Consider the following 26,182-nt stretch of genomic DNA (forward strand, 5'->3'; position numbering starts at 1 on the left):
TTTCCTCTTGTGGTGGCATGGCGGCTTATTCGGCGAGCAGGGTTTCGATATCGGCGATCAGCTGTTCCGGTGTGGTGCTGGGCGCATAGCGTTTGTAGACACGGCCATCTTTACGCACGAGGAATTTGGTGAAGTTCCATTTGATGGCCTGCGTGCCGAGGATGCCGGGGGCGTCTTTCTTGAGCTGCTGGAACAACGGGTGCGCCTGTGCGCCATTCACATCGACCTTGGCGAACAGGGGGAAGCTGACGCCGTAGTTCTTTTCGCAGAAAGCGCCGATTTCCTCGGCCTGTCCCGGCTCCTGCTGGCCGAACTGGTTGCAGGGAAAACCCAGCACGGTCACGCCGCGATCTTTAAACTGCTGATACACCGCTTCCAGTCCTTTGTACTGGGGCGTAAAGCCGCACTGGCTGGCGGTGTTGACGATCAGGAGAACCTGACCACGGTATTGGTCCAGACTGGCCGGCGTGCCGGCCAGCGTATCGGCGCTGTAGTCGAAAATTGTACTCATCAGATAATGCCCAGATGTTCGGTGCCGGCGCTCAGGTCACGGTTGCGTGCGGTTTTGCTTTCCAGTTTGATGGCGAGGCGTAGATCGTTGACGGAATCGGCATTGCGCAGCGCATCTTCGTAGCTGATCAGTTCTGCCTCGTGCAGATCGAACAGCGACTGGTCGAAGGTCTGCATGCCCAGCTCGCGCGATTTCTTCATCAGTTCCTTGATGTCGTGAATCTGGCCCTTGAAGATCAGGTCCGAAATCAGCGGAGAATTCAGCAGGATTTCGATCGCCACCACACGGCCCGCGCCTTCCTTGCGCGGAATCAGGCGCTGCGACACCATACCTTTCAGATTTAGCGACAGATCCATCAGCAGTTGCTGGCGGCGTTCTTCGGGGAAGAAGTTGATGATGCGGTCGAGTGCCTGATTGGCGCTGTTGGCGTGCAGCGTGGCCAGACACAGGTGGCCCGTTTCGGCAAAAGCGATGGCGTGGTCCATGGTTTCGCGGTCGCGGATTTCACCGATCTGGATCACATCCGGTGCTTGCCGCAAGGAGTTTTTCAGCGCTACTTCCCAGTCTTCCGTATCGACGCCCACTTCGCGCTGGGTGACGATGCAGTTGCGGTGCGGGTGCACGTATTCGACCGGATCTTCGATGGTGATAATGTGGCCGTAGCTGTTTTCATTACGGTGCCCCACCATCGCCGCCAGCGTGGTGGATTTGCCCGAGCCGGTGGCGCCCACCATGATGACCAGGCCGCGCTTGGCCATCACGATCTCTTTCAGCACGGGCGGCAGCCCCAGATTTTCCAGTTGCGGAATCTCGGTATTAATCGTGCGCAGCACCATGGCCACGGAACCCATCTGCACCAGCGCGGACACGCGGAAGCGTCCCAGATCGCCGGGACTGATGGCGAAGTTGGCTTCCTTGGTAAGTTCGAACGTGGCGGCCTGTTTGTCGTTCATGATGGAACGCGCCAGATCGGTGGTGTGCGCTGCCGTCAGCGCCTGCGCCGAGACGGGCGTGAGCTTGCCGTCGATCTTGATGGCAGGCGGGAAACCGGCCGTGATGAACAGGTCCGAACCCTTCTTGCTGGTCATCAGGCGCAACAGGTCGAACATGAATTTAGAGGCCTGATCGCGTTCCATGGTGCGTCCTGTCCTTGAGTTTGGGATTAACCGGGGAAGTTATCGGGCGATTTGGCTGCGCTACGCGCCGCCGCCGCACTGATCACGTTCCGTCGCACCAGATCGCTGAGGTTCTGGTCCAGCGTCTGCATGCCCACGTTGCTGCCCGTCTGGATGGCGGAATACATCTGCGCCACCTTGGCTTCGCGGATCAGGTTACGGATGGCCGGTGTGGCCACCATGATCTCGTGCGCGGCCACGCGACCGCTGCCATCCTTGGTTTTTAACAGGGTCTGGGAAATGACGGCCTGCAGCGATTCCGACAGCATGGCCCGCACCATTTCCTTTTCATCGGCCGGGAACACGTCGACGATACGGTCGATGGTTTTGGCGGCCGAGGAGGTGTGCAGCGTGCCGAATACGAGGTGGCCCGTTTCGGCGGCCGACAGGGCTAGCCGAATGGTTTCCAGATCGCGCATCTCGCCGATCAGAATCGCATCGGGGTCTTCGCGCAGCGCCGAGCGCAGCGCGTTATTGAACGACAGCGTGTGCGGTCCCACTTCGCGCTGGTTGATCAGGCACTTCTTCGATTCGTGCACGAATTCGATCGGGTCTTCGATGGTCAGGATGTGGCCATACTCGTTTTCGTTGAGGTGGTTGACCATGGCCGCCAGCGTGGTGGACTTACCGGAGCCGGTCGGCCCCGTCACCAGTACCAGACCGCGCGGCTTGAGCGCGAAATCGGCAAAAATTTTCGGTGCGTTGAGTTCTTCCAGCGTCAGGATCTTAGACGGGATGGTCCGCAGCACGGCCGAAGCCCCGCGTTCCTGATTGTAGGCATTCACCCGGAAACGGGCCAGACCGGGGATGGAGAAGGAGAAATCGCACTCCAGCATTTCCTCGTAGGCCTTGCGCTGGGCATCGTTCATGATGTCATAGATCATGCTATGCACATCTTTATGTTCGAGCGGCGGCAGATTGATGCGGCGTACATCGCCGTGTACCCGTATCATGGGCGGCAAACCGGCGGACAGGTGCAGGTCCGAGGCCTTGTTCTTGACGGAGAATGCGAGTAGCTCGGTGATGTCCATTTATAATTCCTGTGCCTGACATGGAGGAGCGTCGCAATGACGCTTGCCGGTTTACAACGTTTATCTACTGATTATGTCTCTGATTCCCCAGAACTTGCAAGCAATCGCCACCACAATTGTTGCCGCAGCCCAAGAATCCGGCCGTGCGCCAGAAACCGTACAACTGCTCGCCGTGTCCAAGACCTTTGGCGCGGAGGCCGTGCTGGAAGCTGTGGCGGCCGGCCAGCGTGCGTTTGGCGAAAATTATCTGCAGGAAGGCGTGGACAAGATCGCCGCCGTACGCGCTGCGGGTGCACCGGCGCTCGAGTGGCATTTCATCGGCCCTATCCAGAGTAACAAGACGCGCCCCATCGCCGAGCATTTCGACTGGGTACATACGGTGGAGCGGGAAAAGATCGCCCAGCGCCTGTCCGAGCAGCGTCCGGCCGGTCTGGCGCCGTTGCAGATCTGTTTGCAGGTAAATATCAGCGGGGAGGCCAGCAAAAGCGGCGTGACCCCGCAAGAACTTCCGGCGCTGGCCCACAAGGTTGCCGCGCTCCCCAATCTGACCTTGCGTGGCCTGATGGCGATCCCTGAGCCGGTCGAGGACTATGCCCAGCAGCGTGCGGCGTTTGCCGCGCTGCGGGCGCTGTACGAGCAGTTGCGCGCCGAAGGGCTGGCACTGGATACCCTGTCGATGGGCATGTCGGCCGATCTGCGCGCCGCCATTGTCGAGGGGGCGACCATTGTGCGGGTCGGCAGCGCGATTTTTGGATCACGAAATTATCACAAGGCCTGAATATGTCGAGTGTGTCGAGTATGACGAATATGAAAATAGCATTTATCGGTGGCGGCAATATGGCGTCCGCGCTGATCGCAGGGCTGGCTAATAAATTGACGGCCGGTGCGGATATCCACGTAGCCGATCCGAGCGCGGAAGCGCTGGCGCGCCTGCAGCAGCAGTTCGGCGTGAGCACGGCGGCGCAGGCTGATGCCGTGGCCGCAGCCGCCGATGTGATCGTGCTGGCCGTGAAGCCGCAGGCTATGCGCGCCGTGGCTACGCAGTTGCTGCCTTTGCTGCAGGCCGTGCCCGGCCGGCAGCCGCTGATCGTATCGATCGCGGCCGGCATCCGTGGTGCCGATCTGTCGCGCTGGCTGGGCGGCTATGGCGCCATCGTGCGCTGCATGCCGAACACGCCGGCGCTGATCGGTATGGGGATTACCGGCATGGTGGCCACGGCCGGTGTGAGCGCCGCGCAGAAGCAGGCCGCCGACGATATTCTGCGTGCCGTCGGCCCGACCGTGTGGCTCGATGAGGAAGCGCAGATCGATGCCGTAACGGCGGTTTCCGGCAGCGGTCCCGCGTATGTGTTCTACTTCATCGAGGCCATGCAGCAGGCGGCGCAGGAAATGGGACTGAGCGCCGAGCAGGGCGAGCAGCTGGCCATGGCCACCTTTACCGGGGCAGCGCAACTGGCACAGCAGTCGGATGAACCGGTCACCCTGCTGCGCGAACGCGTGACGTCGAAAGGCGGCACCACCTACGCTGCGCTGACCAGCATGGAAGCGGCAGGCGTGAAGCCGGCGATTATTCAGGCGATGAAGGCAGCTGCAGCACGCGGCAAGGAAATGGGCGACGAACTGGGGGCCGCCAGCTAGGGAAGTGTTTGTGTGCCGCACCCTATAAGTGGGGCGGCACACTGCGCAAGCTTTAGCGCTGGTCGCAGCCCTGCTTCATGGCGGCGATCCACTCTTTGATCAGCGCCACGCCTTCGCGGTGCACCGAGCCGCGTCCCAGTTCTGGCATCATTACACCCGTCTCGGCGCTGTTCAGGCGATACACCATAATCGAATCGTCCGGTTTGCCCGGATAGATGCCGAAGGTATGCCCGCCCGTACCGGCGCCGGCTGCCACAGGTGGCTTGCACAGCCCCAGATGCAGATTGGCCGGTGCGCCCATATTCAGATGCAGCGCCGTGGTGTTGGCTGCGCCCTTGTCGTTGTGGCAGTGCGCGCAGTTGATATCGAGGTAGGCACGGGCGCGTGCATCGAGCGACTGGCTGCTGTCGCGCCAGTTGGCGTTGCGCGGCACAGCCTTGGCTACATCTTCCGGTAGTCCGCTCAGGTAGCCCAGCTTGGCCAGATAGGCCAGCTGGTTGCTGCTCACACCGTCATAACTGTAGTCGCGATTCATGTGGCGCGCCTTCGGGCCGATAGGCTGGAACTGGCGCGACTTGATGTCGGCCACGTGGCAGGCTGCGCACTGGTTCACATTCGGTACCACATAGGTGAGCGGTTTGCGGGTCTGGTCTTCATGCAGCACTTCGACGGGAATCTGCTCCCCTGTGCGCGCCAGCACGGCGTCGGTCTGATCGGCATTCCACACATAGGGCAGGGCGATCCAGCCGTCGGCCCGACGCACCAGCAAGCGGGTTTCCATCAGCCGCACATTGGCCAGATCGAGCCGGTCGCCGCCATTGCGGCTGCTATCGTAAGTCGCCAGTACGGCTTTGCCACCGCCCGTTTCTTTCGGATAGTAGAAGGTCTTGCTGATGATGGTGCCAACCGGGAAGTTGAAAGTGTTCTCGGCATCGTAGCTGGCACTCACACCCTTCGGCATCCAGATGGTGCGTAGCTTCTGGGCGTAGTCGGTGAACAGCGGCGTGTTCAGATCGTAGGGCACCACACCGGCATTCAAATTCAGCCTGCCACTACTCACTGTCATCAGATGCCAGTCGCTCAACTTAGCCGGATTGCCTTCCGTGATGAAGCTGACTTCGGGCTGGCTACGCGTGCAGCCACCGAGTAGCAGCGCTGCACCCGCGGCCATGCCTAGCAGCGCCGCTGCAACGGCGCCCGGTTTCCACAGCCGCCGCATCACGATTGCGCCGCCAGCTGGGTAATCGAAACGGCCGGAAGTTTGGCCAGTTCGCAGCGGAACGGTGCGCTATCTTTGTTGGGATTCTTGTACTTGTTAGGGCCATCGGCATTGAGCACTTCCGCATCGTTCTGGATGCAGATGCGGTGCTCGGCCGGCAGTTGGCCTTTGACCAGCAGTTTGGTATCCACATAGCCATCCCACAGCACATCGGGCAAGTGGCCGCTCAGACCATACATGGCGATTTTCAGCGCTTTCAGATCAAGGCCGTCGGGCGAGTCGCCACCGCCTTTGAAGCGGTTGCCGTAGACGTAGATGGCTTTCGGATACGGGTCGTAATTGGCAGCCACGCCTTTTTCCGTGAAGTAGCCGGTTGAATGGTAGCTGGAGATGATCACGTTGGCGGTCTGGTTATCCGTCACATCGTTATCGAAGATTTCCACTTTGGAGTTGGAGTTGATGACGATGCCGGAACCGGCCGGCACGCTGGCCACAGCCGTGCCGCGGGCAGCGAAGTTACCCAGATTGTTCTTCTCCACCTTGTTCTTGAACACCCGCGTACTGTGGCCGGGCTGCGACAGGTTGGGCATATTGAATACGAGGATGCCGCCCGTGTTATTGGTAGCGACGTTGTCGTACACGTCGGCGTTCACAGTGTTTTCGATTTCGATGCCGGCCACATTCTGCTCGGCGCGCGAGCGGCGCACTACCACGCCATTCGACTGGCCCACGTAGATGCCGGCATCCGATGCGGCGATCGCCACGCAGTCTTCGATCAGCACATTGCGTGTCTTGACGGGGTAGATGCCATAAGCGCCGTTGGTGACTTTGGAGCCGCCCGTCCACTGCACTTTGACTTTGCGGATAGTGATGTTGTCGCCGTCATTGATCTTCAGGCCATCGCCTTTGGAGTCTTCGATGGTCAGGCCTTCGATGGTGAAGTCGCTGGCGTAGACCAGCATACCTTCAGGGCCGGCCACCTGATCCTTGAACGAGAGGATGGTCTTGTCCATGCCGGCGCCGCGTATGGTCACGCCGTTGGCGCGCAAGGTCAGGCCGCTGGTCAGGTGGTAACTGCCGGCGGGTATCTCGATCACGCTGCCCGGCTTGGCGTCGAGTAGCTGTTCCTGCAGTTTTTTCTGGAACGCCGCATCGGCGCTCACCTTGTCGGCGCTGGCAGGCGCTTCGGATTTGCTGCAGCCAAGCAGCGCTGCACTGACGGCGCCACAGACGGCGAGTGCGCGTAAAGCCTTAACCATATCATCCCCTCGTTGTTGGTTTTGTTTGATATTTAAAGCAATGCCAGCCGAGTATAGAGCATGACTAAGGGTCAACGTTGTATCATTTCACACCACGCTGTGGCGTGGCTACGACAATATGAAACTAGTATAAGTAATGGGCCAGATAGGGGGATGACATGACAAGCCGACGGATATTCATGCTGGGTAGTTGCGCTGCAGCGCTGGCCGCCATAGCGACACGTAGCGCGCTGGCCGAGGATCGCCAGCCGTTGCGCGAAGACGAGCCGCAGGCGCGCGAGTTCAGCTATGTCAGCGATGCGACCAAGGTCGATCAGAAGAAATTCCCCGACTTCAAGCCGGGCGACCGCTGCAGCAAATGCCAGATCTACGAAGATGGCCCGAACGATATGGGTGGTTGCCCGCTGTTCGCGAAACGCCTAGTGGCAGCAGCCGGCTGGTGCACGTCCTTCGGCTGAAAACAAACAGCGGGGTCAGGTCGGGCATTGGCGCAGAGTCCGCTATATCCTAAGCGAGCTCTGCGCCAATGCCCGACCTGACCCCAGGTTATTTGCGGGCGATGAGCAGGCCGACGATGACGCCGAGCGCGGCACCTAGGCCGACCGACTTCCACGGGTTTTCCTGCACGTAGGCACCAGCCGACTGGGCGGCGCTGCGACCACGTTCCTGCAGGCTGTGCTGAAGTTGCTGCAGGTCTTGGCGCGCGGTATTCAACGTCTCCTGAAACTGTGTCTGGGCGGCAGTGGCGGCCTTGCCGGCGGTTGCGTTGCCGTTGTGCTCGTTATCATCCTGCTGCAGCCAGCCTTCGGCAGCGTCGATCGCGGTTTTCAGTTCACTCATCAGGCGCTCGCGCGCATCGGCGCTGGCGGCTTTGCTCTCGGCTAGGTCTTTGCCGTTCTGCTGGGTTTGTTCCATGCTGTCCTCGCTGTCGATGATCCGGCTCTGGCCGGTGAGCTAAGAATGTAGCCCGCACGCGATGATGCCGGCGCGCGTTTGCCTGCATGCAAAGTGCTGCAGTGCAGGCGAAATTAGCGCAGAGCGTAGTCGAGCAGTACGCCCGCGAACACGGCGGCGCCTAGCCAGTTGTTGTGGCGGAAGGCGTAGAAGCAGGCATCGCGCTCGCGTGTGCGGATCAGGGTGTAGTGATAGGCGGCGATGCCCGCTGCCACTACGATGCCGCCAAGGTAGTACAGGCCCATGTTCAGCATCTTGCCGCACACCAGCAGCAGGCCCAGATGGGCGGCGTAGCACAGCATGATGGCGGCCACGTCGTACTGGCCGAAGGTAATCGCGGACGTCTTGATGCCGATTTTCAGGTCATCGTCACGGTCTACCATGGCGTAGGCCGTGTCATAGGCCACGGCCCAGAACACATTGCCCAGCAGGAGCAGCCAGGCGACCGGCGGTACGCTGTTCTGGATGGCGGCAAAGGCCATCGGCATGCCGAAGCCGAAGGCGATGCCCAGATAGGCTTGCGGGATGGCGAAGAAGCGCTTGAAGTAAGGGTAGCTGGCGGCGATGATGACGGCGGCCACGGAAAGCTGCTTGGTCAGTGTATTTAGCGGCAGAATCAGGCAGAACGACAGCACGGCCAGCAGGCCGGCGATGGCCAGCGCTTCCTTGCCGCTGATGCGACCACTGGTGATGGGCCGTTCGGCCGTACGTTTAACGTATTTGTCGAAATCCTGATCGGCGTAGTCGTTGATGGCGCAGCCGGCCGAGCGCATCAGCAGGGTGCCCAGCGAGAAAATCACCACCAGCATAGCATCGGGCTGGCCGTTCGAGGCCATCCACAGGGCGCACAGGGTAGGCCACAGCAGTAGCAGCGTGCCTATGGGTTTATCGAGTCGGACCAGACGGTAATACAGTGCCAGCTTGTTCATCGTGGGCGCTACAGGATGGGAAAGTAGGGATTATCGCAAATCCTGAGCGCTTGCGGTGCGGCTAGCGCCAACTGGCGCTATGCCAGACTTCAGGCGCCCGCGCTGACGGGCGTAATGCCGGGCAGGTTGCAGCCAGCCACCACTTCGCAGATGGCATCGATGGCCGCTTTGCGGGTAAAGCTCTTGCGCCAGACGATGACCACGCGGCGCGATGGCACGGGCTGGTCGAACGGGCGGAACTGCAGCATGCCGTCCTTGCTTTCCATGTCCGGCACGGAAGCACGCGGCAGCACGGTCAGGCCGATGCCGCTGGCGACCATGTGGCGTATGGTTTCCAGTGACGAGCCTTCAAAGGTGCGCTGCATGCCGTTGCCCGGCGTGGCGTAGCGCGCCATTTCGGGACAGACTTCCAGCACCTGATCGCGGAAGCAGTGGCCATTTCCCAGCAACAGCATGTTTTCCGTTTTGAGGTCGTCGGCGGGGATGCTGCGGCGTTTGCACCACGCGTGCTGGGACGGCATGGCCACCACAAACGGTTCGTCGTACAGCGCCTGCACGGCCATGCCGTGTTCAGGCAGAGGCAAGGCCATGATGGCGGCATCGAGCTCGCCCTGACGCAGCATTTCCAGCAGCCGTACGGTGAAGTTTTCCTGCAGGATCAGCGGCATCTGCGGCACTTTGTCTATCATGCCCTTGACCAGCGGCGGCAGCAGATACGGGCCGATGGTGTAGATCACGCCCAGGCGCAGCGGGCCGGCCAGCGGGTCTTTATTCTGCTTGGCCAGTTCCTTGATAGCGGCGGTCTGTTCCAGCACGCGCTCGGCCTGTGCGACGATCTGCGCGCCCAGCGGGGTCACGGAGATTTCTGCTCCACCCCGTTCGAACAGCACCACGCCCAGTTCGTCTTCGAGTTTCTTGATGGCGACCGATAGGGTAGGCTGCGCCACGTAGCACGCCTCGGCGGCGTGGCCGAAGTGCTTGGCTCGTGCAACAGCAACGATGTATTTCAGTTCGGTCAGGGTCATGCGGGTATTTGAACACAGGCTCTACAGGTATGCAATAAATCTCGCCCGATTGTCGCGCCGTCAACTATATAATGCGGATTGCTCTGAGGCATCGAAAGGCTGACATGACTACCCCGTTTGGTCCGGCAGAGGCGCAAGCCTATCTGCACAAGCTGCTCAAGGTGATGCATCACATGGGCGCGTCCGATCTGTTCATTGCCGCCGATTTTCCGCCCAGCGTGAAAGCACAGGGGGCGATGAAGCCGCTCAGCCAGCAGAAGCTGACGGGGCAGGTGACGCGTGCGCTGGCGCTGTCCATCATGAACGAGAAGCAGCAGCGCGAATTCGAGGCCGAACTCGAATGTAATTTCGCTATCTCGCTGCCCGATGTGTGCCGTTTCCGCGTCAACGTGTTTGTGCAGCAGCAGTGCGTAGGCATGGTAATCCGTACCATCGCTTCGGAAATTCCCAATTTCGAAAAGCTGGCTCTGCCGGAGGTGCTCAAGGATGTGATCATGAGCAAACGGGGGCTGGTGCTGGTGGTGGGTGGTACGGGGTCAGGCAAATCGACCACACTGGCCGCCATGATCGATTATCGCAACACCCATTCTGCCGGTCACATCATCACGGTGGAAGATCCGGTGGAATATGTGCATAAGAACAAGGGCTGCCTGGTGACCCACCGCGAGGTAGGGGTGGATACGCTGTCGTGGCACAGTGCGCTGAAGAATACCTTGCGGCAGGCGCCCGATGTGATACTGATAGGCGAAATTCGCGACACGGAAACCATGGAACATGCCATCGCCTTTGCCGAGACGGGCCACCTGTGTCTGGGCACGCTGCATGCGAACAACGCCAACCAGACCATGGACCGCATCATCAACTTCTTCCCCGAAGAGCGGCGCAATCAGTTGCTGATGGATCTGTCCTCGAATCTGCGTGCCATTGTGTCGCAGCGGCTGATCCGCACGGAAGATGGTACGGGGCGCAAAGCGGCCATCGAAATTCTGCTGAACACGCCCACCATCGCCGAGATGATCTTCAAGGGTAACTTCCAGAGCATCAAAGAGATCATGCACAAATCGCGCGAACTCGGCATGTGTACGTTCGACCAGGCGCTGTATGAACTTTATAATAGCGGTTACATTGCTTACGAAGAAGCGCTGCGCAATGCCGACTCGGTCAACGGTTTACGCCTGCAGATCAAGCTGCACGGCGGCCGCAAGGAACCGGCCGATGGTGCGGCCACGCCGTCCGATACGCTCAGCATGCAGCTCGATGACGAGGCGGCGGAGAACGACCAGCAAGCAGATAGCAAGTAACAGCGCACGTAGCAGCAACACAGAATTCAGTATCACTATAGGAAGTAACTCATGCCACAATTCGAGAAAAAAATCTGTAGCCGCGATCAGCTGGCAGTGCGTGTGGCAGCGCTGCCCAAGCCCGTGGTAATGACCAACGGGGTGTTCGACATCCTGCATCGCGGTCATGTCACCTATCTGGCGCAAGCCCGTGCGCTGGGCGCCTCGCTGGTGGTGGCGGCCAATACCGACGCCTCCGTCAAGCGGCTAGGCAAAGGCGACGACCGTCCGCTCAACAACTGCGCCGACCGCATGGCCGTGCTGGCTGCGCTGGAGTCGGTCGATCTGGTGGTGGAGTTCGATGAAGATACGGCCTTGCAGGCCGTGCTGGCAGCGCATCCGGAAATCTACGCCAAAGGCGGCGATTACCAGATGGATGAAATCCCCGAAGGGCTGGCCGTGCTGGCCTATGGTGGCGAAGCCGTGGCGATCGAATTCGAACATGACCGCTCCACCACCAAACTACTCACCAAAGTGCGTTCGCACAAACTGTAATTCCCTCCCTGCGGAGGGCTCAGGCGCCACCGGCATAGCCGTTCTGGCGCCACGCTTCAAACACCACCACGGCCACCGTGTTCGACAGATTCATGCTGCGGTTGTCCGGCCGCATGGGCAGGCGGATACGCTGGGCGGGCGCAAAACTTTCGCGCAGGGCCGGGTCGAGTCCGCGTGTTTCCGAACCGAATACAAATACATCGCCGGGCTGGAAACTGGCCTGCGCAAACGGCGACGAGCCGTGCGTGGTCATGGCGAACATGCGTTCCGGTGCAGGCTGCACGGCGGCCAGAAAAGCCTCCCAGTTCGGATGCACTTTCATGCGCGCATACTCGTGATAATCGAGTCCAGCGCGTTTCAGCTTGGAGTCTTCCAGCGGAAAACCCAGCGGTTCGATCAGGTGCAGCTGCGCGCCCGTGTTGGCGCACAGGCGGATCACATTGCCCGTATTCGGTGGAATTTCCGGTTGAACTAGTACGACATGAAACACGTGCTTCTCCTTAATGCAATTCAATGGGGTGGTGTACGGGCAAACACCAGATTACTGACACGGCTGGCGCCATAGCGCCTGAGCGTGGCCGCAATTTCCTGCAAGGTGGTGCCGCTAGTCATCACATCGTCGACCACACCGACATGCCGGCCCTGTACCTGTTCCGCTGCGCTGACAGCAAATGCGCCCGCCAGATTATGCTGGCGTGCGCTGGCTGTGACGAGACTTTGCGGCGCTGTCTCGCGCACCCGCACCAGCAGCCGCGGCGTCAGTGCGATGCCCAGCTGGCGCGCCAGCGGACGGGCAATTTCCAGTGCCTGATTGTAGCCCCGTTCGACCAGCCGGCGCGGCCCTAGCGGTACGGGACACAGCAGCTCGGGCAGGCGGTAGTCCGGCTGGCGCAAGATGGCGTCGCGTAACTGCTGCGCCATCAGCCTCGCATAGGCCAGTTGCTGGCCGAACTTCAGCTGCAGTACCAGCTGATCGAGCGGCAGCGCATACTCGCAGGCGATCACCGTCTGCGCATAGTCCGGCCGGCGTTGCTGGCACTGCGTACATAGCGCTACCACGCTCGCGCCTGTGCCCGGCATGCCGAGGGGCGGCGCAGGCGCGGTAGCGAGATTCGGCGGCAGCGGATCGGCGCAGCAGGTGCAGCGTGCTCCCAGCGCCGACGCGCTGAAAAACTGGGCGCAGCAGGCGGGGCAAAGCGGGGCGCCGCTGTCACCGCACAGCGCGCAGGCCGGTGGCAGCACGACGTCCAGCAGACGGGCAGCGTAGCGTCGCAGCGTTTCGGCCCAACTGTGCGGCAGGTGCGGACGGGGTGGCGGTGCAGCGGCAAACATAGCGGCCTCCGGACACGAGTAGCGTCAACCATGTACACTGCCGACATTATCGCATTACATCCCCCATCATCACCATGCAAGCCCCCGCTCAACCTCCGAAACTTAGCGCTCCTATTGATCTGCAGCGAGTACGCAGCCTGTTTAGCCGCCCACAACGGGTGGCGCCGGCCGATTTTCTGCGCCGCGAGATTTCCTCGCGCATGTTCGACCGGCTGGAACTGGTCAAAATTGCACCACAACGGCTGATCGATGCCGGTTGCGGCACGGGTGCCGACCTGCCGTTGTTGCAGAAAACCTACCCTGCTGCCCAGATCTTAGGCGTGGATGCTGCCCTGCCCATGTTGCAGGCAGCGCAGCAACCGGCTGGCCGCGTTTCTTCGCTGAACCAGTTGCTGAGCAAATTGCTGCCGTCCAAGGCCGGGGTCGATCTGCTGTGTGCTGATTTTGCCGATCTGCCACTAGGACATCTGAGCGTCGATCTGCTGTGGTCGAATCTGGCGCTGCACTGGCATCCCCAGCCGGACCGTGTGTTTGCCGAATGGCGCCGTGTGTTGCGGGTGAACGGTCTGCTGATGTTTTCCTGCTTCGGGCCGGATAGCCTGCGTGAACTGCGGGCGGCCTTCGCCGAGGCCGATCTGGCCGAACATACGCTGCCCTTCGTCGATATGCACGACTTCGGCGACCAGCTGGTAGAAGCCGGTTTTGCCACACCCGTGCTGGATATGGAGACCATTACCGTCACTTACGATACCCCGCAAGCCCTGCTAGCCGACGTACGCGCGCTGGGCGGCAACCCGCTGGCCACCGTGCCGCGCGGCCTGATGGGCCGTCAGCGCTGGCAGCGCATGCTGGCAGCGCTGGAGCACGGACGCCGTGCGGATGGCAAGTTAGCGCTCACTTTTGAGGTCATTTATGGCCACGCATTCCGCCCCCAGGCGCGCATGACGTCAAGTGGTGAGGCCATAATTCGCTTTGATTTACCACGAAAAGGGCCGAAATAGGATTTTTCTATCGGAAGTGTGGTAAGCCTAGCAAGTCGAAATCTTGATTTAGATTATTTCTTGAGCGTGGTAGTCTCCTTATATATAATCGGCCAACAAATTTTGCCTTTGGACCAAGCTGCCAGCCATAAAAAAGCAGCCTGAACCGGAGGCGGATAGCAGCGAGCACGAACGAGCAGTGGAATTAAGCAGAATCGGGCTTTTTTATTGTCCTCAGGCAGTATCGAGGGCGCTAGCTAGGCCCTAAGGCCCCGCCATTCTGGCATGGGGCCTGAGGTTGTTTAAGGAGCGACGCCGGTTCAGTTCACCGAAATCCGGAGTCGTTAAAAAATATACTAATTTTTAATTTCTTGGGTGGTTGGGGACAACATGAAACATGCGAAACGACTTCCATCGTTGATGCTCGGACTGTCAGTAATGGCAGCCAATATCCCAGCGTGGGCGGCTGAAGCGGCAGGCACTTATACGTCGGCCACGGGCGGTACCGGCGGACCTGTCGCCGGCGAACTGAATCTGCAACCGCCGGCAACCCAGATTGCATCGGAAATCTACAGTCTGCACACGTGGATGATGATGGTCTGTCTGGTCATCTTCGTCGCCGTGTTCGGCGTGATGTTCTACTCGATCTTCAAACACCGTAAGTCGCTCGGTCACAAACCGGCGACCTTCCACGAATCCACCGCCGTCGAGATCGCCTGGACCGTGGTGCCTTTCCTGATCGTGATCGGGATGGCGCTGCCAGCCACGCGCACCGTGGTGGGCATGAAAGACACCTCGAATGCCGACATCACCATCAAAGTGACGGGCATGCAGTGGAAATGGGGCTATGACTACCTGAAAGGCGAGGGCGAAGGGATTTCCTTCCTGTCCAACCTGTCGACCCCGCGCTCGCAAGTGGGCGCGCCCGGCTTCGAAGCGACGGAAAAACGCGGCGACAACTACCTGATGGAAGTCGATCAGGAAGTGGTTGTGCCAGTCAACAAGAAAATCCGTCTGGTCACCACCGCCAACGACGTGATCCACTCGTGGTCGATTCCCGCCTTCGGCGTGAAACAGGATGCGATTCCCGGCTTCGTACGCGATACCTGGTTCAAAGCAGAACACACGGGCACTTTCCGCGGTTACTGCTCGGAACTGTGTGGCAAAGAACACGCCTTCATGCCTATCGTCGTGCGCGTGGTGAGCGATGCCGACTACAGCGCCTGGGTTGCCGCCAAGAAGAAAGAAATGGCCGCACTGGCCGATGATCCGAACAAAACCTGGACTATCGACGAACTGAAAACCAAGGGTGAAAAAGTGTATGCCGCTAACTGCGTGGCCTGCCACCAGGCTAACGGTAAAGGCATTCCTGCCACCTTTGCACCACTGGATGCTTCGCCTGTCGTGACGGGCCCGAAAGCGGAACAGATTAACGTGCTGTTGCACGGTAAGAAGAGCGGTAAATATGGCACGGAGATGCCAGCGTGGAAGCAACTGTCGGATACGGATATTGCTGCGGTGATCACCTACACCCGCAATAGCTGGTCGAACAAGGCCGCCGAAAACATCGTCCAACCAGCCGAAGTTGTGGCTGCACGTAAGTAATCAGGAGCGTTACAAATGAGCACTAGCACTTTAGATCACGCGCACCACCATGACCACGCGCACGACCATCCACATGGCCTGTCGCGCTGGCTGTTTGCTACCAACCACAAGGATATCGGTACCCTGTACCTGTGGTTCTCGCTGATTATGCTGATGTCGGGCGGCGTACTGGCCCTGATGATCCGCACTGAGCTGTTCAAACCGGGCCTGCAGTTCTTCCAGCCCGAGTTCTTCAACCAGCTGACCACCATGCACGGTCTGGTGATGGTGTTCGGCGCCATCATGCCAGCCTTCGTCGGCTTCGCTAACTGGATGATCCCGCTGCAGATCGGCGCATCAGATATGGCGTTTGCCCGTATGAACAACTTCTCGTTCTGGCTGCTGCCACCGGCAGCGCTGCTGCTGGCCGGTTCCTTCTTCGTACCGGGCGGTGCCACGGCGGCCGGCTGGACCCTGTACGCTCCGCTGTCGAGCCAGATGGGGATCGGCATGGACATGGGTATTTTCGCCATGCACCTGATGGGCGCTTCGTCCATCATGGGTTCGATTAACATCATCGTCACCATCCTCAACATGCGCGCCCCCGGCATGACGCTGATGAAGATGCCGATGTTCTGCTGGACCTGGCTGATCACCGCCTACCTGCTGATCGCCGTGATGCCTGTGCTGGCTGGCGCCATCACCATGACCCTGACCGACCGTCACTTCGGTACTTCCTTCTTCAACGCCGCTGGCGGCGGTGATCCGGTGATGTACCAGCACATCTTCTGGTTCTTCGGTCACCCAGAGGTGTACATCATGATTCTGCCGGCCTTCGGCATCGTTTCGCAGATCCTGCCAGCGTTCGCCCGCAAGCAGCTGTTCGGTTACGCTTCGATGGTGTACGCCACTGCCTCGATCGCGATTCTGTCCTTCATCGTGTGGGCCCACCACATGTTCACCACCGGTATGCCCGTGACGTCGCAGCTGTTCTTCATGTACGCCACCATGCTGATCGCCGTACCGACTGGCGTGAAAGTATTCAACTGGGTCGCTACCATGTGGAAGGGTTCGATGACTTTTGAAACCCCGATGCTGTTCACCGTGGGCTTCATCTTCGTGTTCACCATCGGCGGCTTCACCGGCCTGATTCTGGCGGTGACTCCGATCGACATCCAGCTGCAGGACACCTACTACGTGGTGGCGCACTTCCACTACGTACTGGTCGCCGGTTCGCTGTTCGCCCTGTTCGCCGGCTTCTACTACTGGTCGCCGAAATGGACCGGCCACATGTACAACGAAACCATGGGCAAGATCCACTTCTGGGCTTCGCTGGTGACCTTTAACATCACCTTCTTCCCTATGCACTTCCTGGGTCTGGCCGGCATGCCGCGCCGCTATGCCGATTATTCGGCCCAGTTCACCGACTTCAACACCATTGCCACCATCGGTGCTTTCGGTTTCGGCCTGTCGCAAGCCTTCTTCCTGTTCTTCGTCGTGCTGCCGACCATCCGTGGCGGTAAAAAAGCCGAAGCCAAACCATGGGAAGGCGCTGAAGGTCTGGAGTGGACGGTGCCTTCGCCAGCACCATTCCATACCTTCGAAACCCCGCCACAGGTGAAGTAATCGTGAGCCAGCCAGACAAAAAGGCGAACAATGCCCGGACCGGCTGGCTGCTGGCCGGTCTGGCACTGTTCTTCTTCGTGATGCTGTTCGTTAAACGCCTGTGGCTGAGCTAACGTGAGCGACCAACAAGCCAGCCGTGGTCTGAATCGCACTTTGCTGGGCAAGTTGATTGTCGTCGCGGTGGTGATGTTCGGCTTTGCCTATGCGCTCAATCCGTTCTACCGCCAGATCTGCGAAGCACTGGGCCTGAATGTACTGACGCAGAAAGACGGTACGGTGAGCGCACCGGTGAATACCCAGGTCGATACCACGCGTCAGGTGGTGGTGGAGTTCGACGGCAATGCGCAAGGACCATGGCGTTTCCGTCCCGTGACGCACAGCATGACCGTGCATCCCGGTGAACTGGTAACGGCCATGTATGAAGTGGTCAACACGCTGAACCGTCCTGTCAGTGCGCAAGCCATACCGAGCTACGCACCGCAGAACGCCATGCCGCATTTTAAGAAGGTCGAGTGTTTCTGCTTCAAGCAGCAGACCTTGCAGGCCAACGAAGCACGGCAGATGCCGGTGGTGTTTTTCATCGATCCGGCCCTGCCTAAGGATGTGAAAACGATTACCCTGTCCTACACTTTCTTCGAAGTGGGTGGACTGGAAAAAACAGCAGCACGCTAAAGGGGAGTCATGGCATCGAACAAGCAGGCCTCGTTCCTGTATTCGCTGAAAGCGGTGATCTGGTCGTTCTTCGGCCTGCGCCGCAAAAGCGATTTCGACAGCGACGAAGCGAAACTCAATCCGCTGCACATCATCATTGCAGCGCTGATTGCCGTAGCCTGCTTTATCGGCACCCTGATCACCATCGTCAAATATGTAGTTTTAAAATAAAACGAAGCACTCTCGAATAAAGTGAGGAGATGAAGATGAGTTCACATAACGCTGCGGCACCGTACTATTTTGTGCCAGGTCCATCCAAGTGGCCTGTGCTCGCCGGTATGTCCCTGCTGACCACCATGATAGGCGCTTCGGCGTGGGTCAATGATGTGTCGTGGGGTTCGACCGTGAATTACATCGGTCTGGCAGCCACGCTGGCCGTGCTGTTCTGCTGGTTTGGCGATGCCATCCGCGAATCGGAAGGTGGTCAGTATAGTCAGCGTATCGATTACTCCTACCGCTGGTCGATGGGCTGGTTTATCTTTTCCGAAGTGATGTTCTTCGGTGCCTTCTTCGGTGCGCTGTTCTATGCCCGTTCCATCACCATGCCATGGCTGGGCGATCTGGACCACAAAGCCATCTGGCCTGATTTCGTGCCACACTGGGGCAACACGGGGCCGGCCGGTACGGTGCAGGACTTCAAGACCATGGGGCCGTATCCTATCCCGACCATCAACACGGCACTGCTGCTGACTTCGGGCCTGACCCTGACCATCGCCCACCACGCGCTGCGCGCTGGTCACCGTAGCAAGACCGCCTTCTGGCTGTTCGCGACCGTGCTGCTGGGTGCGGTGTTCATGGGCTTTCAGGCTTACGAATACCACCACGCTTACACTGAACTGAACCTGAAGCTGACCTCGGGCATCTACGGTTCCACCTTCTTCATGCTGACCGGCTTCCACGGCTTCCACGTGACCATGGGCGCGATCATGCTGTCGGTGGTGCTGCTGCGCGTACTGAAAGGCCACTTCACGCCGGAAAACCACTTCGCCTTCGAAGGTGCGGCTTGGTACTGGCACTTTGTGGACGTGGTCTGGCTGGGTCTGTACGTCGTGGTGTACTGGCTGTAAGCTGGACTCTGGCCGACCGCAGCGCCAGCGCTGTGGTGGCCGGACGGACGAAAAAGCCGCATGCGGGGAAGCCCGGATGCGGCTGTTTTTTTAGCGCAGCGAGATGCTACATGCGGATGCCGGTCGGGTGGATGTAGCCCAGCTTGTTGGCCAGCAGCAGGGCGGCAAACAGGGCGATCGACAGGCCGACACGCACAGCTAGCGCGCGCACGGTATTATTCGTCTTGCCCTTGTCGCGCATGAGGAAGAAAAATGCCGAGGCGAGACTGCCGATGATCAGAATGAAGGCGATGGCAACAACGATTTTCATGTGAGCGGCAGTCCTGAGTGTTAGGAAAGGGAGAACTCATTGTAATGCGTATTCGCTTCCGTTTTAAGCTAATTCCGTTCATTGCGACGGTGCTGGTGGTCACGCTGGGTATACAGCTGGGTAACTGGCAGCAGCGCCGCGCCGCGCAGAAGCTGGTGATGCAGAGCCAGCTCGAACAGAGCCGGCATGCCGCGCCGCTGCAGCTCGACGGTGCGGCCGTGGCCGCCGAGGCGGTGGCATTCCGCCGCGTTCAGCTGGACGGAGAATTTGTCCGTCACTGGCCGCTGTATCTGGATAACCGGCCGTATCAGGGCCGCGCCGGATTCTATGTGCTGATGCCGTTTCGTCTGGCCGGTAGCGGCATGCACGTGCTGGTCATGCGTGGCTGGGTGCCGCGTGACGGCCAGCAGCGTGACAAGCTGCCGGCGCTGGTGACACCGGCCGGGCGGGTGACGCTGACGGGCCTAGCGAGAACGGGTACGGGCCATGTGATGGAGCTGGGCAGCGCCGCGCCGCTTACACCCGGCGCCATCGTCTCGAATGTCGACCCGCTGCAGCTGGCCAAGGATAGCGGCCTGACCATGCAGCCTTTCGTGGTGGAGCAGCAGGGCGCTGCCCAGCCTGACGGCGATGACGCGCAATTATTGCGCGACTGGCCGGCACCGGCGCTGGGCGTGGAAAAAAATCAGGGCTATGCAGTGCAGTGGTATGCACTGTCTGCCATGGCCGTTATCTTCTTTGTTGTGAATGGATTGAGACGTGGACAAAAAACAGCTTAGCCGATTGAAACTGCTGGCCGTGCTGGCCGTGTGCGCTGCACCGCTGCTGGCTTCCTACTTTACCTATTACGTGATCAAGCCGGAAGGCGGCGCCACCAAATCCGGCACGCTGATCGATCCGCGTCAGTACCCGATACCGGCCATGGCCAGCACCACGCTGGACGGCCAGCCGCAGACGCTGGAGCAGTACAAGGGCAAGTGGATCATGCTGAAAGTGGGGCCGTCGGACTGCCAGCAAGCCTGTCAGGACCAGCTGTTTGCCATGCGCCAGCTGCGTACCATGCAGGGCAAGGAAATGGAGCGCATCGAACGGGTCTGGCTGATTACCGACGCCCAGCCGCTCGATACCATGCTGCTGCGGGTGAATGACGGTACCCGTATGCTGCGTGCCCCGGCCGAGGTGGTGGCGCGCTGGCTGCCGACTGCCGCTGAGGGCGATCAGGCAGCTGACCACGTCTATCTGATCGACCCGCTGGGCAATCTGATGATGCGCTTCCCGAAAGGCGCCGTATCGAGCGATATCGAGCAGGTCAAACGCGTGCATAAAGATATCGCCAAACTGCTCAAGGCTTCTGCCATAGGTTAATCATGCATCTGACTCTGGCGCAAATGGCCGTGACGGCCCTGCTGGTGGCGCTGCTGCCACTGACGCTGGTGTGGACTTCGTCCGACGTCAGCAAATACCGCAAGCTGGTGTGGGTAACGGTGTTCCTCACCTTCGATCTGATCGTGTTCGGCGCGTTCACCCGCCTGACCGACTCCGGCCTCGGTTGCCCCGACTGGCCCGGCTGCTATGGCGCGGCCAATCCCTTCCTCGCGCGCGAGGAAATCGTCGCAGCGGAAGCGCTGATGCCGACCGGCCCCGTCACCGTCGTCAAGGCATGGATAGAAATGATCCACCGCTATCTGGCCATGGCCATCGGCGTGCTGATTGTGGCGATGATGGCGCAGGCGTGGTACCAGTGGCGCCGCAGCAGTGCCACGCCGGCTGCGCGCCGGGCCGACTATGCGCCGCTGATACCTACGCTGCTGTTCTTCGCGGTCTGCCTGCAGGGCGCGTTCGGCGCGTGGACCGTCACGCTCAAGTTACAGCCGGTGATCGTCAGCACCCATCTGCTGCTGGGCATGGGGCTGCTGGCCATGCTGGTGTGGTATGGCTGCCGCCAGGATCAGCTGATTACCCCGGCGCGCAGGCTGACCGCTTCGCCGCCTGCCATGCGGCGTATCCGCTGGCTGGCTGGCGTGTCAGGCGCGCTGCTGCTGGTGCAACTGGCGCTGGGCGGCTGGACCAGTACCAATTACGCCACGCTGGCCTGTACCGAGTTCCCCCTGTGCGGCGGAGTACTGGTGCCGGCCATGGACTTCGAGCATGGCTTCACCCTGTGGCGCGAACTGGGCAAGACGGCGGCCGGTCATTACCTGCCATTTGCCGCGCTGACGGCGATCCACTGGGTGCACCGTAACTTCGGCCTGCTGCTGGCCGTGGTGGCTGGCTACACGGCATGGCGCGCGTGGCAGCACGCGGCGCTGCAGCGCACGGCGCGCTGGCTGGCGCTGACTTTGCTGCTGCAGCTGGCTACGGGCATCGCCACCATCTATCTGAACTTCCCGCTGGCGATCGCGGTGCTGCATAACGCCGGTGCGGCGCTGCTGGTGCTGTGGCTGACCATGTTAAACTATCAGGCAAAATGCCAGTTTGCGCTGGCCATTGCTACCAATGCTACTTCGGCCGCGCATGCGCAACATGGCCGCAAAGATAACACCCCCTCATGACCACACAGACCGTCTCCTCCAAGCTTCCTAGCCGTGCCGCCCAGTACTGGGCGCTGACCAAGCCGCGCGTGACCCAGCTCGCCGTTTTCTGCGCCGTGATCGGCATGTTTCTGGCGACCGATGGCATGCCCGACTGGCGCTTGCTGCTGGCGGCCACGGCCGGCATCTGGCTGCTGTCCGGTGCCGCGTTTGCTGTTAATTGTCTGGCCGAGCGCGAAATTGATGCGCGCATGGCGCGCACGGCGCGCCGCCCCATGGCACTGGGTGAAATCACCGTGATGCAGACGGTGGTGTTTGCTGCCGTAATCGGCGGCGCCGGCATGTGGATACTCTACACGCTGGTCAACCCGCTCACCATGTGGCTGACCTTCGTCACCTTCGTCGGCTACGCCATCATCTATACCATGATTCTGAAACCGGCCACGCCGCAGAACATCGTCATCGGTGGCCTCTCCGGCGCCATGCCGCCGGCGCTGGGCTGGGCTGCCGTGGCCAACGATGTGCCGATGCAGGCCTGGTTGCTGGTGCTGATCATCTTCGTCTGGACCCCGCCGCACTTCTGGGCACTGGCCATGTACCGGCGTGATGACTACGCCCGTTCCGGTCTGCCCATGCTGCCCGTCACGCATGGCATGCAGTTCACCCGCTTCCATGTCTGGCTGTATTCGATTGCACTGGCGGCTACCACGCTGATGCCGTATGCAGTGCGGATGTCCGGCCTGATCTATCTGGTCAGCGCGATCGTGCTGAATGCCGTGTTCCTGCACCATGCATGGAAAATCTACCGTCATTACACCGACCTGATTGCGCGTAAGGCGTTCACCTGGTCGATCATTTATCTGTCGCTGCTGTTCGCCGCTCTGCTGGTGGACCACTACTTCAAAATATGAAAAAACTGTTTGCTGTGGGCTGCACAGCCCTTGCCCTGACCCTGCTGACCGCTTGCGGTGAAAACAAATCGTCTGCACCGCGCGTCGCGTTCCAGAACACTGACCTGACGGGACTACCCTACGCCAAGGACTTTGCCCTGACCGACCACACGGGCAAGCCGCGCACGCTGGGCGACTTCAAAGGCAAGGTGGTGGTGATGTTCTTCGGCTATACCCAGTGCCCCGATGTCTGCCCCACCACGCTGACGGAAATGGCGCAGGTGATGCAGGAACTGGGGCCGCAAGCCGATCAGGTGCAGGTGCTGTTCGTGACCGTCGATCCCGAGCGCGACACCCAGCCGCTGCTGGCGCAGTATGTGCCCGTGTTCGATAAGCGTTTCATCGGCCTGTATGGCACGCCGGAGCAGACGGCGGCCGTGGCCAAGGAATTCAAAGTGTTCTATGCCAAGGTGCCGGGCAAGAATCCCGGCAGCTACTCGATGGACCACACGGCGGCCAGCTATGTGTTTGACCGTCAGGGCAAGATCCGTCTGATGGTGCGCAATGGTCAGGGCCCTGCCACGGTGGTGCATGACGTGAAGTTGCTGCTGGCCCAGTCCTGATCCATGCACGACCGCTACCAGCCCTACACCCGTCTGGCCGCCATCGTTCTACTGCTGATCGGCTGCTTGGCCGTGCTGCGGCCGTTTCTGGCGGCGATACTGTTCGCGGCGGCGATCACTGTGGCCAGCTGGCCGGTCTATCTGTATGTGCTGGCACGCTGCCGCCAGCGCCGGTCGCTAGCCGCCGCGCTGATGAGCGTGGCGCTGACCCTGCTGATCATCGTGCCGCTGACGGCGGTGACGTGGAATGTGGCCGATAACATCAGTGTGTTTTACGAGCACGTGAAAGCCAGTCTGGATGGCGGTACGCTGGCGCCACCCGCGTGGCTCAAGGATATTCCTCTGCTGGGCGAAGCGGCTGACAATTATCTGCGCAAGCTGCTGGGCAGCCGCGATGAGTTGCTGAATCTGGCCAAGAATCTGCTGGAGCCGGCGCGTCGTGTGCTGCTGGGCGCCAGTGTGGTGCTGGGCAGCGGCGTGGCGCAAGTCAGTCTGGCCGTGTTTGTCAGCTTCTTCCTGTACCGCGATGGCGCGACCCTGCACGAAACTTTGCAGAGCGCCATGCAGCGCCTGATCGGGCCGCAGACCCAGCTGGTGATGGAAACCGTCAGCCGCACCGTGCGCGGGGTGGTGTATGGCTTGCTGGGGACGGCGCTGGCGCAGGCAGGCGTGGCTGCTATCGGTTTTCTGATTGCCGGCGTGCCGGCCGTGGCGCTGCTATCGGCCGCTACCTTTTTGTTATCGCTCGTGCCGGTAGGGCCGCCGCTGGTGTGGGGCGGTGCGGCGATCTACTTGTTCGATGCAGGCCAGACCGGCTGGGGCATTTTCATGGCCGTGTGGGGCTTCTTTGTGATCAGCAGCGTGGATAATGTGGTCAAGCCCATGCTGATCAGCCGTGGCAGCAGCCTGCCCTTCATTCTGGTGCTGCTGGGTGTGACGGGCGGGGTGCTGGCCTTCGGTTTTGTCGGCCTGTTCATCGGCCCGGCCCTGCTGGCGGTGGCGCTGGGCCTGCTGCGCAACTGGAGCGCGCCGGCCGCCTGATGCCGGCCGCGCGCTAGTCGCCTCGCGCTAGTCGCCTCGCGCTAGTCGTGTTCGGCGTGGTCGTCCGTATCGTCGCGCGGAATGACTTTCACCAGCAGGATGCGGGGGCCGTTCATTTTGCGGGCGACGATGTCGAATTCTTTGAAGCTCACGCGCTGGCCCTGCTTGGGAATGTCGCCCAGCTTGAGCATCAGCAGGCCACCCACCGATTCCACTTCCTCTATCCCCAGTTCCTCGTTTTCGATATCGATACCGAGGGCCCGTTCCAGCGACACGATGGGCAAGCTGGCTTTGCCGATCAGGGTGCCGTCCGGCTGCTTGAGCCAGTCGTTTTCATTCAGGCGGAACTCGTCATGGATTTCGCCCACCATGGCGCCCAGCAGATTATCCAGCGTGATAAAACCCAGCGGGCGCTTGCCTTTTTCGCCGATCAGGGCGAAGTGGGGCGCACCGTCGCGGAAGCGGCGGAACTGCTCCAGCGCCGGCGTGCGGGCGGCGATGGTTTCAACCGGACGCAGGAACGGCGCGAGGTCGGTCACGGGCTTGCCGGATTGCTGGGCGAAGAACAGGTCCTTCAGGTGGATCACACCCAGCACGGTTTCATCATCCTTGTCGTAGTACGGGTAGCGGCTGAAGCGGTTGCGCAGCATGGTGTCCAGATTTTCCTGCAGCGGGCGGCTGGCATGCAGGGCGATCACCTCGTTAATCGGCCGCATCAGATCGGACACCGTCATATCGCTCAGGTCCAGCGTGTGTGCCAGTATCTTGCGCTCCTCCTGATTGAAATTTTCACCGGGCTGGCTGGTACGCAGGATCAGCTTCAGTTCGTCGATCGAATAGTGGCTGTCATGCCCGCCTTTGCCGGACAGGCCGGCCAGACCCAGCACCATGGCTGCGCTGGCATTGAGTACCCAGATGAAGGGATACATGGCCCAGTAGAATGCATACAGGGGCAGGGCGCTCCACAGGCTGACGGCTTCCGGCAAGCGGATAGCCAGCGATTTAGGTGCCAGTTCGCCCACCACGATGTGCAGGAAAGAGATCACGCCAAAGGCGAATACGAAAGCGATGCCGTGTACCAGCTCCGGCGAATCGATGCCGATGGCCGTCAGCAGCGGCTCCAGCAGGCCGGCAAACGCCGGTTCGCCGACCCAGCCCAGACCCAGCGAGGCCAATGTGATGCCCAGCTGGCAGGCCGACAGATAGGCATCCAGTTCGCCGTGTACGGTAGCGAGGATGCGGCCGCGCAGGCCCTGGGTTTTGGCGATGGCGCGCACACGGGTTTTGCGCAGGGTGACGATGCCGAATTCGGCCGCCACGAAGAAGCCGTTGAGGGCCACCAGTATCAGGGCCAGCACGACAAGCAGAAGGTTTTGCATAAAAAGACGGAGACCGTCCGTAGTGAAGGAACCCGTATCTTAGCTGACTTGGCTGACTGTTGCCTTTCTCACTAAAACGGCGCGACTGAAACAATGTGTGCAAATTGGCGCAAGTGCTTGCGGTATAGTGGGCTGATTATAAAAATGACATCGACCACCGGACATGGAAACCGCCGACTACCAGAGCATAGGCCAGATCATCTATGGCTATGCGCGTGCCCGTAACGAGTTTGCCATGCTGCTGGCCTCGCTTTGCGGCATCGCCCTGCATGGACCGCTGACACTGGATGCGGAACTGGCACTGATAGACAATGCCCGTGCGCGCGTGCGCTCGGCGGGTCTGGCGCGTCAGGTGGTGACGGACTTCGAAGCGCTGCTGGATTGCTTCCGCGCCCTGCAGCAGATCGACAGCCTGCTGCATCCGGCCCCGCGCGGCAGTGATGGCGATGCCATACTGCCATATCAGCGCCAGTTGCAGACGGCACGCAAACTGCTGGAGAGCTGCCGTCACAGTCTGACCGCGCTGCTGTAG

The 26,182-nt window shown here is 60.5% G+C and carries 30 protein-coding genes; 18 read left to right on the forward strand and 12 right to left on the reverse strand.

From position 1 onward, the window contains the following. Positions 1-25: 25 nt before the first annotated feature. The 3 genes from ABNT42_RS17730 to ABNT42_RS17740 are packed head-to-tail and all read right to left on the reverse strand — an operon-like array spanning position 26 to position 2,717. Entirely contained in the window at positions 26-511 is a 486-nt protein-coding gene (locus tag ABNT42_RS17730) for a glutathione peroxidase (protein ID WP_348699170.1), read from the reverse strand. Continuing rightward, positions 511-1,647 (reverse strand): PilT/PilU family type 4a pilus ATPase, encoded by a 1,137-nt coding sequence (locus tag ABNT42_RS17735; RefSeq protein WP_348699171.1) that lies wholly within the window; start codon positions 1,645-1,647, stop codon positions 511-513. Before ABNT42_RS17735 ends, ABNT42_RS17730 begins: the two co-directional genes overlap by 1 nt. A gap of 26 nt (positions 1,648-1,673) precedes the next feature. Beyond that, positions 1,674-2,717: a type IV pilus twitching motility protein PilT gene (locus tag ABNT42_RS17740; RefSeq protein ID WP_348699173.1), complete on the reverse strand. Its 1,044-nt coding sequence runs from the start codon at positions 2,715-2,717 to the stop codon at positions 1,674-1,676. Positions 2,718-2,790: 73 nt separating this feature from the next. Between ABNT42_RS17740 and ABNT42_RS17745 the strand changes: the two genes are divergently transcribed. After that, positions 2,791-3,495 (forward strand): YggS family pyridoxal phosphate-dependent enzyme, encoded by a 705-nt coding sequence (locus ABNT42_RS17745; RefSeq protein ID WP_348699175.1) that lies wholly within the window; start codon positions 2,791-2,793, stop codon positions 3,493-3,495. Positions 3,496-3,524: 29 nt separating this feature from the next. After that, positions 3,525-4,355 (forward strand): pyrroline-5-carboxylate reductase, encoded by an 831-nt coding sequence (gene proC, locus ABNT42_RS17750; RefSeq protein ID WP_348699177.1) that lies wholly within the window; start codon positions 3,525-3,527, stop codon positions 4,353-4,355. 52 nt (positions 4,356-4,407) lie between these two features. Here the strand turns inward: proC and ABNT42_RS17755 are convergent, their stop codons facing one another. After that, the gene (locus ABNT42_RS17755; RefSeq protein ID WP_348700115.1) at positions 4,408-5,574 is read right to left on the reverse strand and encodes an SO2930 family diheme c-type cytochrome; all 1,167 of its coding nucleotides are present in this window, start codon (positions 5,572-5,574) and stop codon (positions 4,408-4,410) included. Then, complete coding sequence (locus tag ABNT42_RS17760; protein WP_348699179.1) at positions 5,574-6,833, reverse strand: parallel beta-helix domain-containing protein; 1,260 nt, start codon at positions 6,831-6,833, stop codon at positions 5,574-5,576. Before ABNT42_RS17760 ends, ABNT42_RS17755 begins: the two co-directional genes overlap by 1 nt. Before the next feature lie 179 nt (positions 6,834-7,012). Between ABNT42_RS17760 and ABNT42_RS17765 the strand changes: the two genes are divergently transcribed. Next, positions 7,013-7,291 carry a high-potential iron-sulfur protein gene (locus ABNT42_RS17765; RefSeq protein WP_348699181.1) on the forward strand — a complete coding sequence of 93 codons (279 nt, stop codon included), beginning with the start codon at positions 7,013-7,015 and terminating at the stop codon, positions 7,289-7,291. 88 nt (positions 7,292-7,379) lie between these two features. Here ABNT42_RS17765 and ABNT42_RS17770 read toward each other — a convergent pair whose 3' ends face one another. From ABNT42_RS17770 to ABNT42_RS17780, 3 genes are all read right to left on the reverse strand, one after another. After that, positions 7,380-7,748 carry a DUF883 domain-containing protein gene (locus tag ABNT42_RS17770; RefSeq protein WP_348699183.1) on the reverse strand — a complete coding sequence of 123 codons (369 nt, stop codon included), beginning with the start codon at positions 7,746-7,748 and terminating at the stop codon, positions 7,380-7,382. 113 nt (positions 7,749-7,861) lie between these two features. Continuing rightward, positions 7,862-8,716 carry a 4-hydroxybenzoate octaprenyltransferase gene (gene ubiA, locus ABNT42_RS17775; RefSeq protein WP_348699185.1) on the reverse strand — a complete coding sequence of 285 codons (855 nt, stop codon included), beginning with the start codon at positions 8,714-8,716 and terminating at the stop codon, positions 7,862-7,864. Between the two features lie 89 nt (positions 8,717-8,805). Further along, a complete protein-coding gene (locus tag ABNT42_RS17780; RefSeq protein ID WP_348699186.1) occupies positions 8,806-9,741 on the reverse strand; it encodes a hydrogen peroxide-inducible genes activator in 936 nt (311 codons plus the stop codon). 104 nt (positions 9,742-9,845) lie between these two features. Between ABNT42_RS17780 and ABNT42_RS17785 the strand changes: the two genes are divergently transcribed. Further along, positions 9,846-11,042 (forward strand): PilT/PilU family type 4a pilus ATPase, encoded by a 1,197-nt coding sequence (locus ABNT42_RS17785; protein WP_348699187.1) that lies wholly within the window; start codon positions 9,846-9,848, stop codon positions 11,040-11,042. 51 nt (positions 11,043-11,093) lie between these two features. Next, positions 11,094-11,576, forward strand: coding sequence for a D-glycero-beta-D-manno-heptose 1-phosphate adenylyltransferase (gene rfaE2 / locus ABNT42_RS17790; protein WP_348699189.1), 483 nt, complete (start codon positions 11,094-11,096; stop codon positions 11,574-11,576). Positions 11,577-11,595: 19 nt separating this feature from the next. On the opposite strand, the gene trmL is transcribed toward rfaE2, so the two are convergent. After that, positions 11,596-12,066 carry a tRNA (uridine(34)/cytosine(34)/5-carboxymethylaminomethyluridine(34)-2'-O)-methyltransferase TrmL gene (gene trmL, locus ABNT42_RS17795; protein WP_348699190.1) on the reverse strand — a complete coding sequence of 157 codons (471 nt, stop codon included), beginning with the start codon at positions 12,064-12,066 and terminating at the stop codon, positions 11,596-11,598. A 20-nt stretch (positions 12,067-12,086) separates the two neighbouring features. Next, positions 12,087-12,908, reverse strand: coding sequence for a ComF family protein (locus ABNT42_RS17800; RefSeq protein WP_348699192.1), 822 nt, complete (start codon positions 12,906-12,908; stop codon positions 12,087-12,089). Between the two features lie 74 nt (positions 12,909-12,982). On the opposite strand from ABNT42_RS17800, the gene ABNT42_RS17805 reads away from it, so the two are divergent. From ABNT42_RS17805 to ABNT42_RS17830, 6 genes are all read left to right on the forward strand, one after another. Continuing rightward, complete coding sequence (locus tag ABNT42_RS17805; RefSeq protein ID WP_348699194.1) at positions 12,983-13,909, forward strand: methyltransferase domain-containing protein; 927 nt, start codon at positions 12,983-12,985, stop codon at positions 13,907-13,909. Between the two features lie 369 nt (positions 13,910-14,278). Further along, positions 14,279-15,493: a cytochrome c oxidase subunit II gene (coxB, locus tag ABNT42_RS17810; RefSeq protein WP_348699195.1), complete on the forward strand. Its 1,215-nt coding sequence runs from the start codon at positions 14,279-14,281 to the stop codon at positions 15,491-15,493. A gap of 15 nt (positions 15,494-15,508) precedes the next feature. Beyond that, positions 15,509-17,098 carry a cytochrome c oxidase subunit I gene (gene ctaD, locus ABNT42_RS17815; protein WP_348699196.1) on the forward strand — a complete coding sequence of 530 codons (1,590 nt, stop codon included), beginning with the start codon at positions 15,509-15,511 and terminating at the stop codon, positions 17,096-17,098. A 114-nt stretch (positions 17,099-17,212) separates the two neighbouring features. Beyond that, positions 17,213-17,770 carry a cytochrome c oxidase assembly protein gene (locus ABNT42_RS17820; RefSeq protein ID WP_348699198.1) on the forward strand — a complete coding sequence of 186 codons (558 nt, stop codon included), beginning with the start codon at positions 17,213-17,215 and terminating at the stop codon, positions 17,768-17,770. A gap of 9 nt (positions 17,771-17,779) precedes the next feature. Next, positions 17,780-17,980, forward strand: a complete 201-nt coding sequence (locus ABNT42_RS17825; RefSeq protein WP_348699200.1) for a DUF2970 domain-containing protein — start codon at positions 17,780-17,782, stop codon at positions 17,978-17,980. Between the two features lie 35 nt (positions 17,981-18,015). Beyond that, complete coding sequence (locus tag ABNT42_RS17830; protein WP_348699202.1) at positions 18,016-18,876, forward strand: cytochrome c oxidase subunit 3; 861 nt, start codon at positions 18,016-18,018, stop codon at positions 18,874-18,876. Positions 18,877-18,982: 106 nt separating this feature from the next. On the opposite strand, the gene ABNT42_RS17835 is transcribed toward ABNT42_RS17830, so the two are convergent. Further along, positions 18,983-19,186, reverse strand: coding sequence for a twin transmembrane helix small protein (locus ABNT42_RS17835; RefSeq protein WP_161036370.1), 204 nt, complete (start codon positions 19,184-19,186; stop codon positions 18,983-18,985). 44 nt (positions 19,187-19,230) lie between these two features. Between ABNT42_RS17835 and ABNT42_RS17840 the strand changes: the two genes are divergently transcribed. From ABNT42_RS17840 to ABNT42_RS17865, 6 genes are read left to right on the forward strand one after another with little or no spacing between them, the layout of a single operon-like run. Further along, positions 19,231-19,965, forward strand: a complete 735-nt coding sequence (locus ABNT42_RS17840) for an SURF1 family protein (protein WP_348699204.1) — start codon at positions 19,231-19,233, stop codon at positions 19,963-19,965. Then, positions 19,946-20,551, forward strand: coding sequence for a cytochrome C oxidase subunit I (locus tag ABNT42_RS17845; protein WP_348699205.1), 606 nt, complete (start codon positions 19,946-19,948; stop codon positions 20,549-20,551). The genes ABNT42_RS17840 and ABNT42_RS17845 overlap by 20 nt, the downstream gene beginning before the upstream one ends. A 2-nt stretch (positions 20,552-20,553) precedes the next feature. Beyond that, positions 20,554-21,738 carry a COX15/CtaA family protein gene (locus ABNT42_RS17850; protein WP_348699206.1) on the forward strand — a complete coding sequence of 395 codons (1,185 nt, stop codon included), beginning with the start codon at positions 20,554-20,556 and terminating at the stop codon, positions 21,736-21,738. Further along, positions 21,735-22,628 carry a heme o synthase gene (gene cyoE / locus ABNT42_RS17855; protein WP_348699208.1) on the forward strand — a complete coding sequence of 298 codons (894 nt, stop codon included), beginning with the start codon at positions 21,735-21,737 and terminating at the stop codon, positions 22,626-22,628. Before ABNT42_RS17850 ends, cyoE begins: the two co-directional genes overlap by 4 nt. Next, positions 22,625-23,230 carry an SCO family protein gene (locus tag ABNT42_RS17860; RefSeq protein ID WP_348699210.1) on the forward strand — a complete coding sequence of 202 codons (606 nt, stop codon included), beginning with the start codon at positions 22,625-22,627 and terminating at the stop codon, positions 23,228-23,230. The genes cyoE and ABNT42_RS17860 overlap by 4 nt, the downstream gene beginning before the upstream one ends. Before the next feature lie 3 nt (positions 23,231-23,233). Continuing rightward, the gene (locus tag ABNT42_RS17865; protein ID WP_348699212.1) at positions 23,234-24,271 is read left to right on the forward strand and encodes an AI-2E family transporter; all 1,038 of its coding nucleotides are present in this window, start codon (positions 23,234-23,236) and stop codon (positions 24,269-24,271) included. Between the two features lie 41 nt (positions 24,272-24,312). Here the strand turns inward: ABNT42_RS17865 and ABNT42_RS17870 are convergent, their stop codons facing one another. After that, complete coding sequence (locus ABNT42_RS17870) at positions 24,313-25,650, reverse strand: hemolysin family protein (RefSeq protein ID WP_348699213.1); 1,338 nt, start codon at positions 25,648-25,650, stop codon at positions 24,313-24,315. 163 nt (positions 25,651-25,813) lie between these two features. Between ABNT42_RS17870 and ABNT42_RS17875 the strand changes: the two genes are divergently transcribed. Then, on the forward strand, positions 25,814-26,182 hold the full coding sequence (locus ABNT42_RS17875; protein ID WP_348699215.1) for a hypothetical protein: 369 nt from the start codon (positions 25,814-25,816) through the stop codon (positions 26,180-26,182).

The sequence above is a fragment of the Duganella fentianensis genome (assembly GCF_964031615.1).
In the GTDB taxonomy this organism is placed as follows: domain Bacteria; phylum Pseudomonadota; class Gammaproteobacteria; order Burkholderiales; family Burkholderiaceae_D; genus Rugamonas; species Rugamonas fentianensis_A.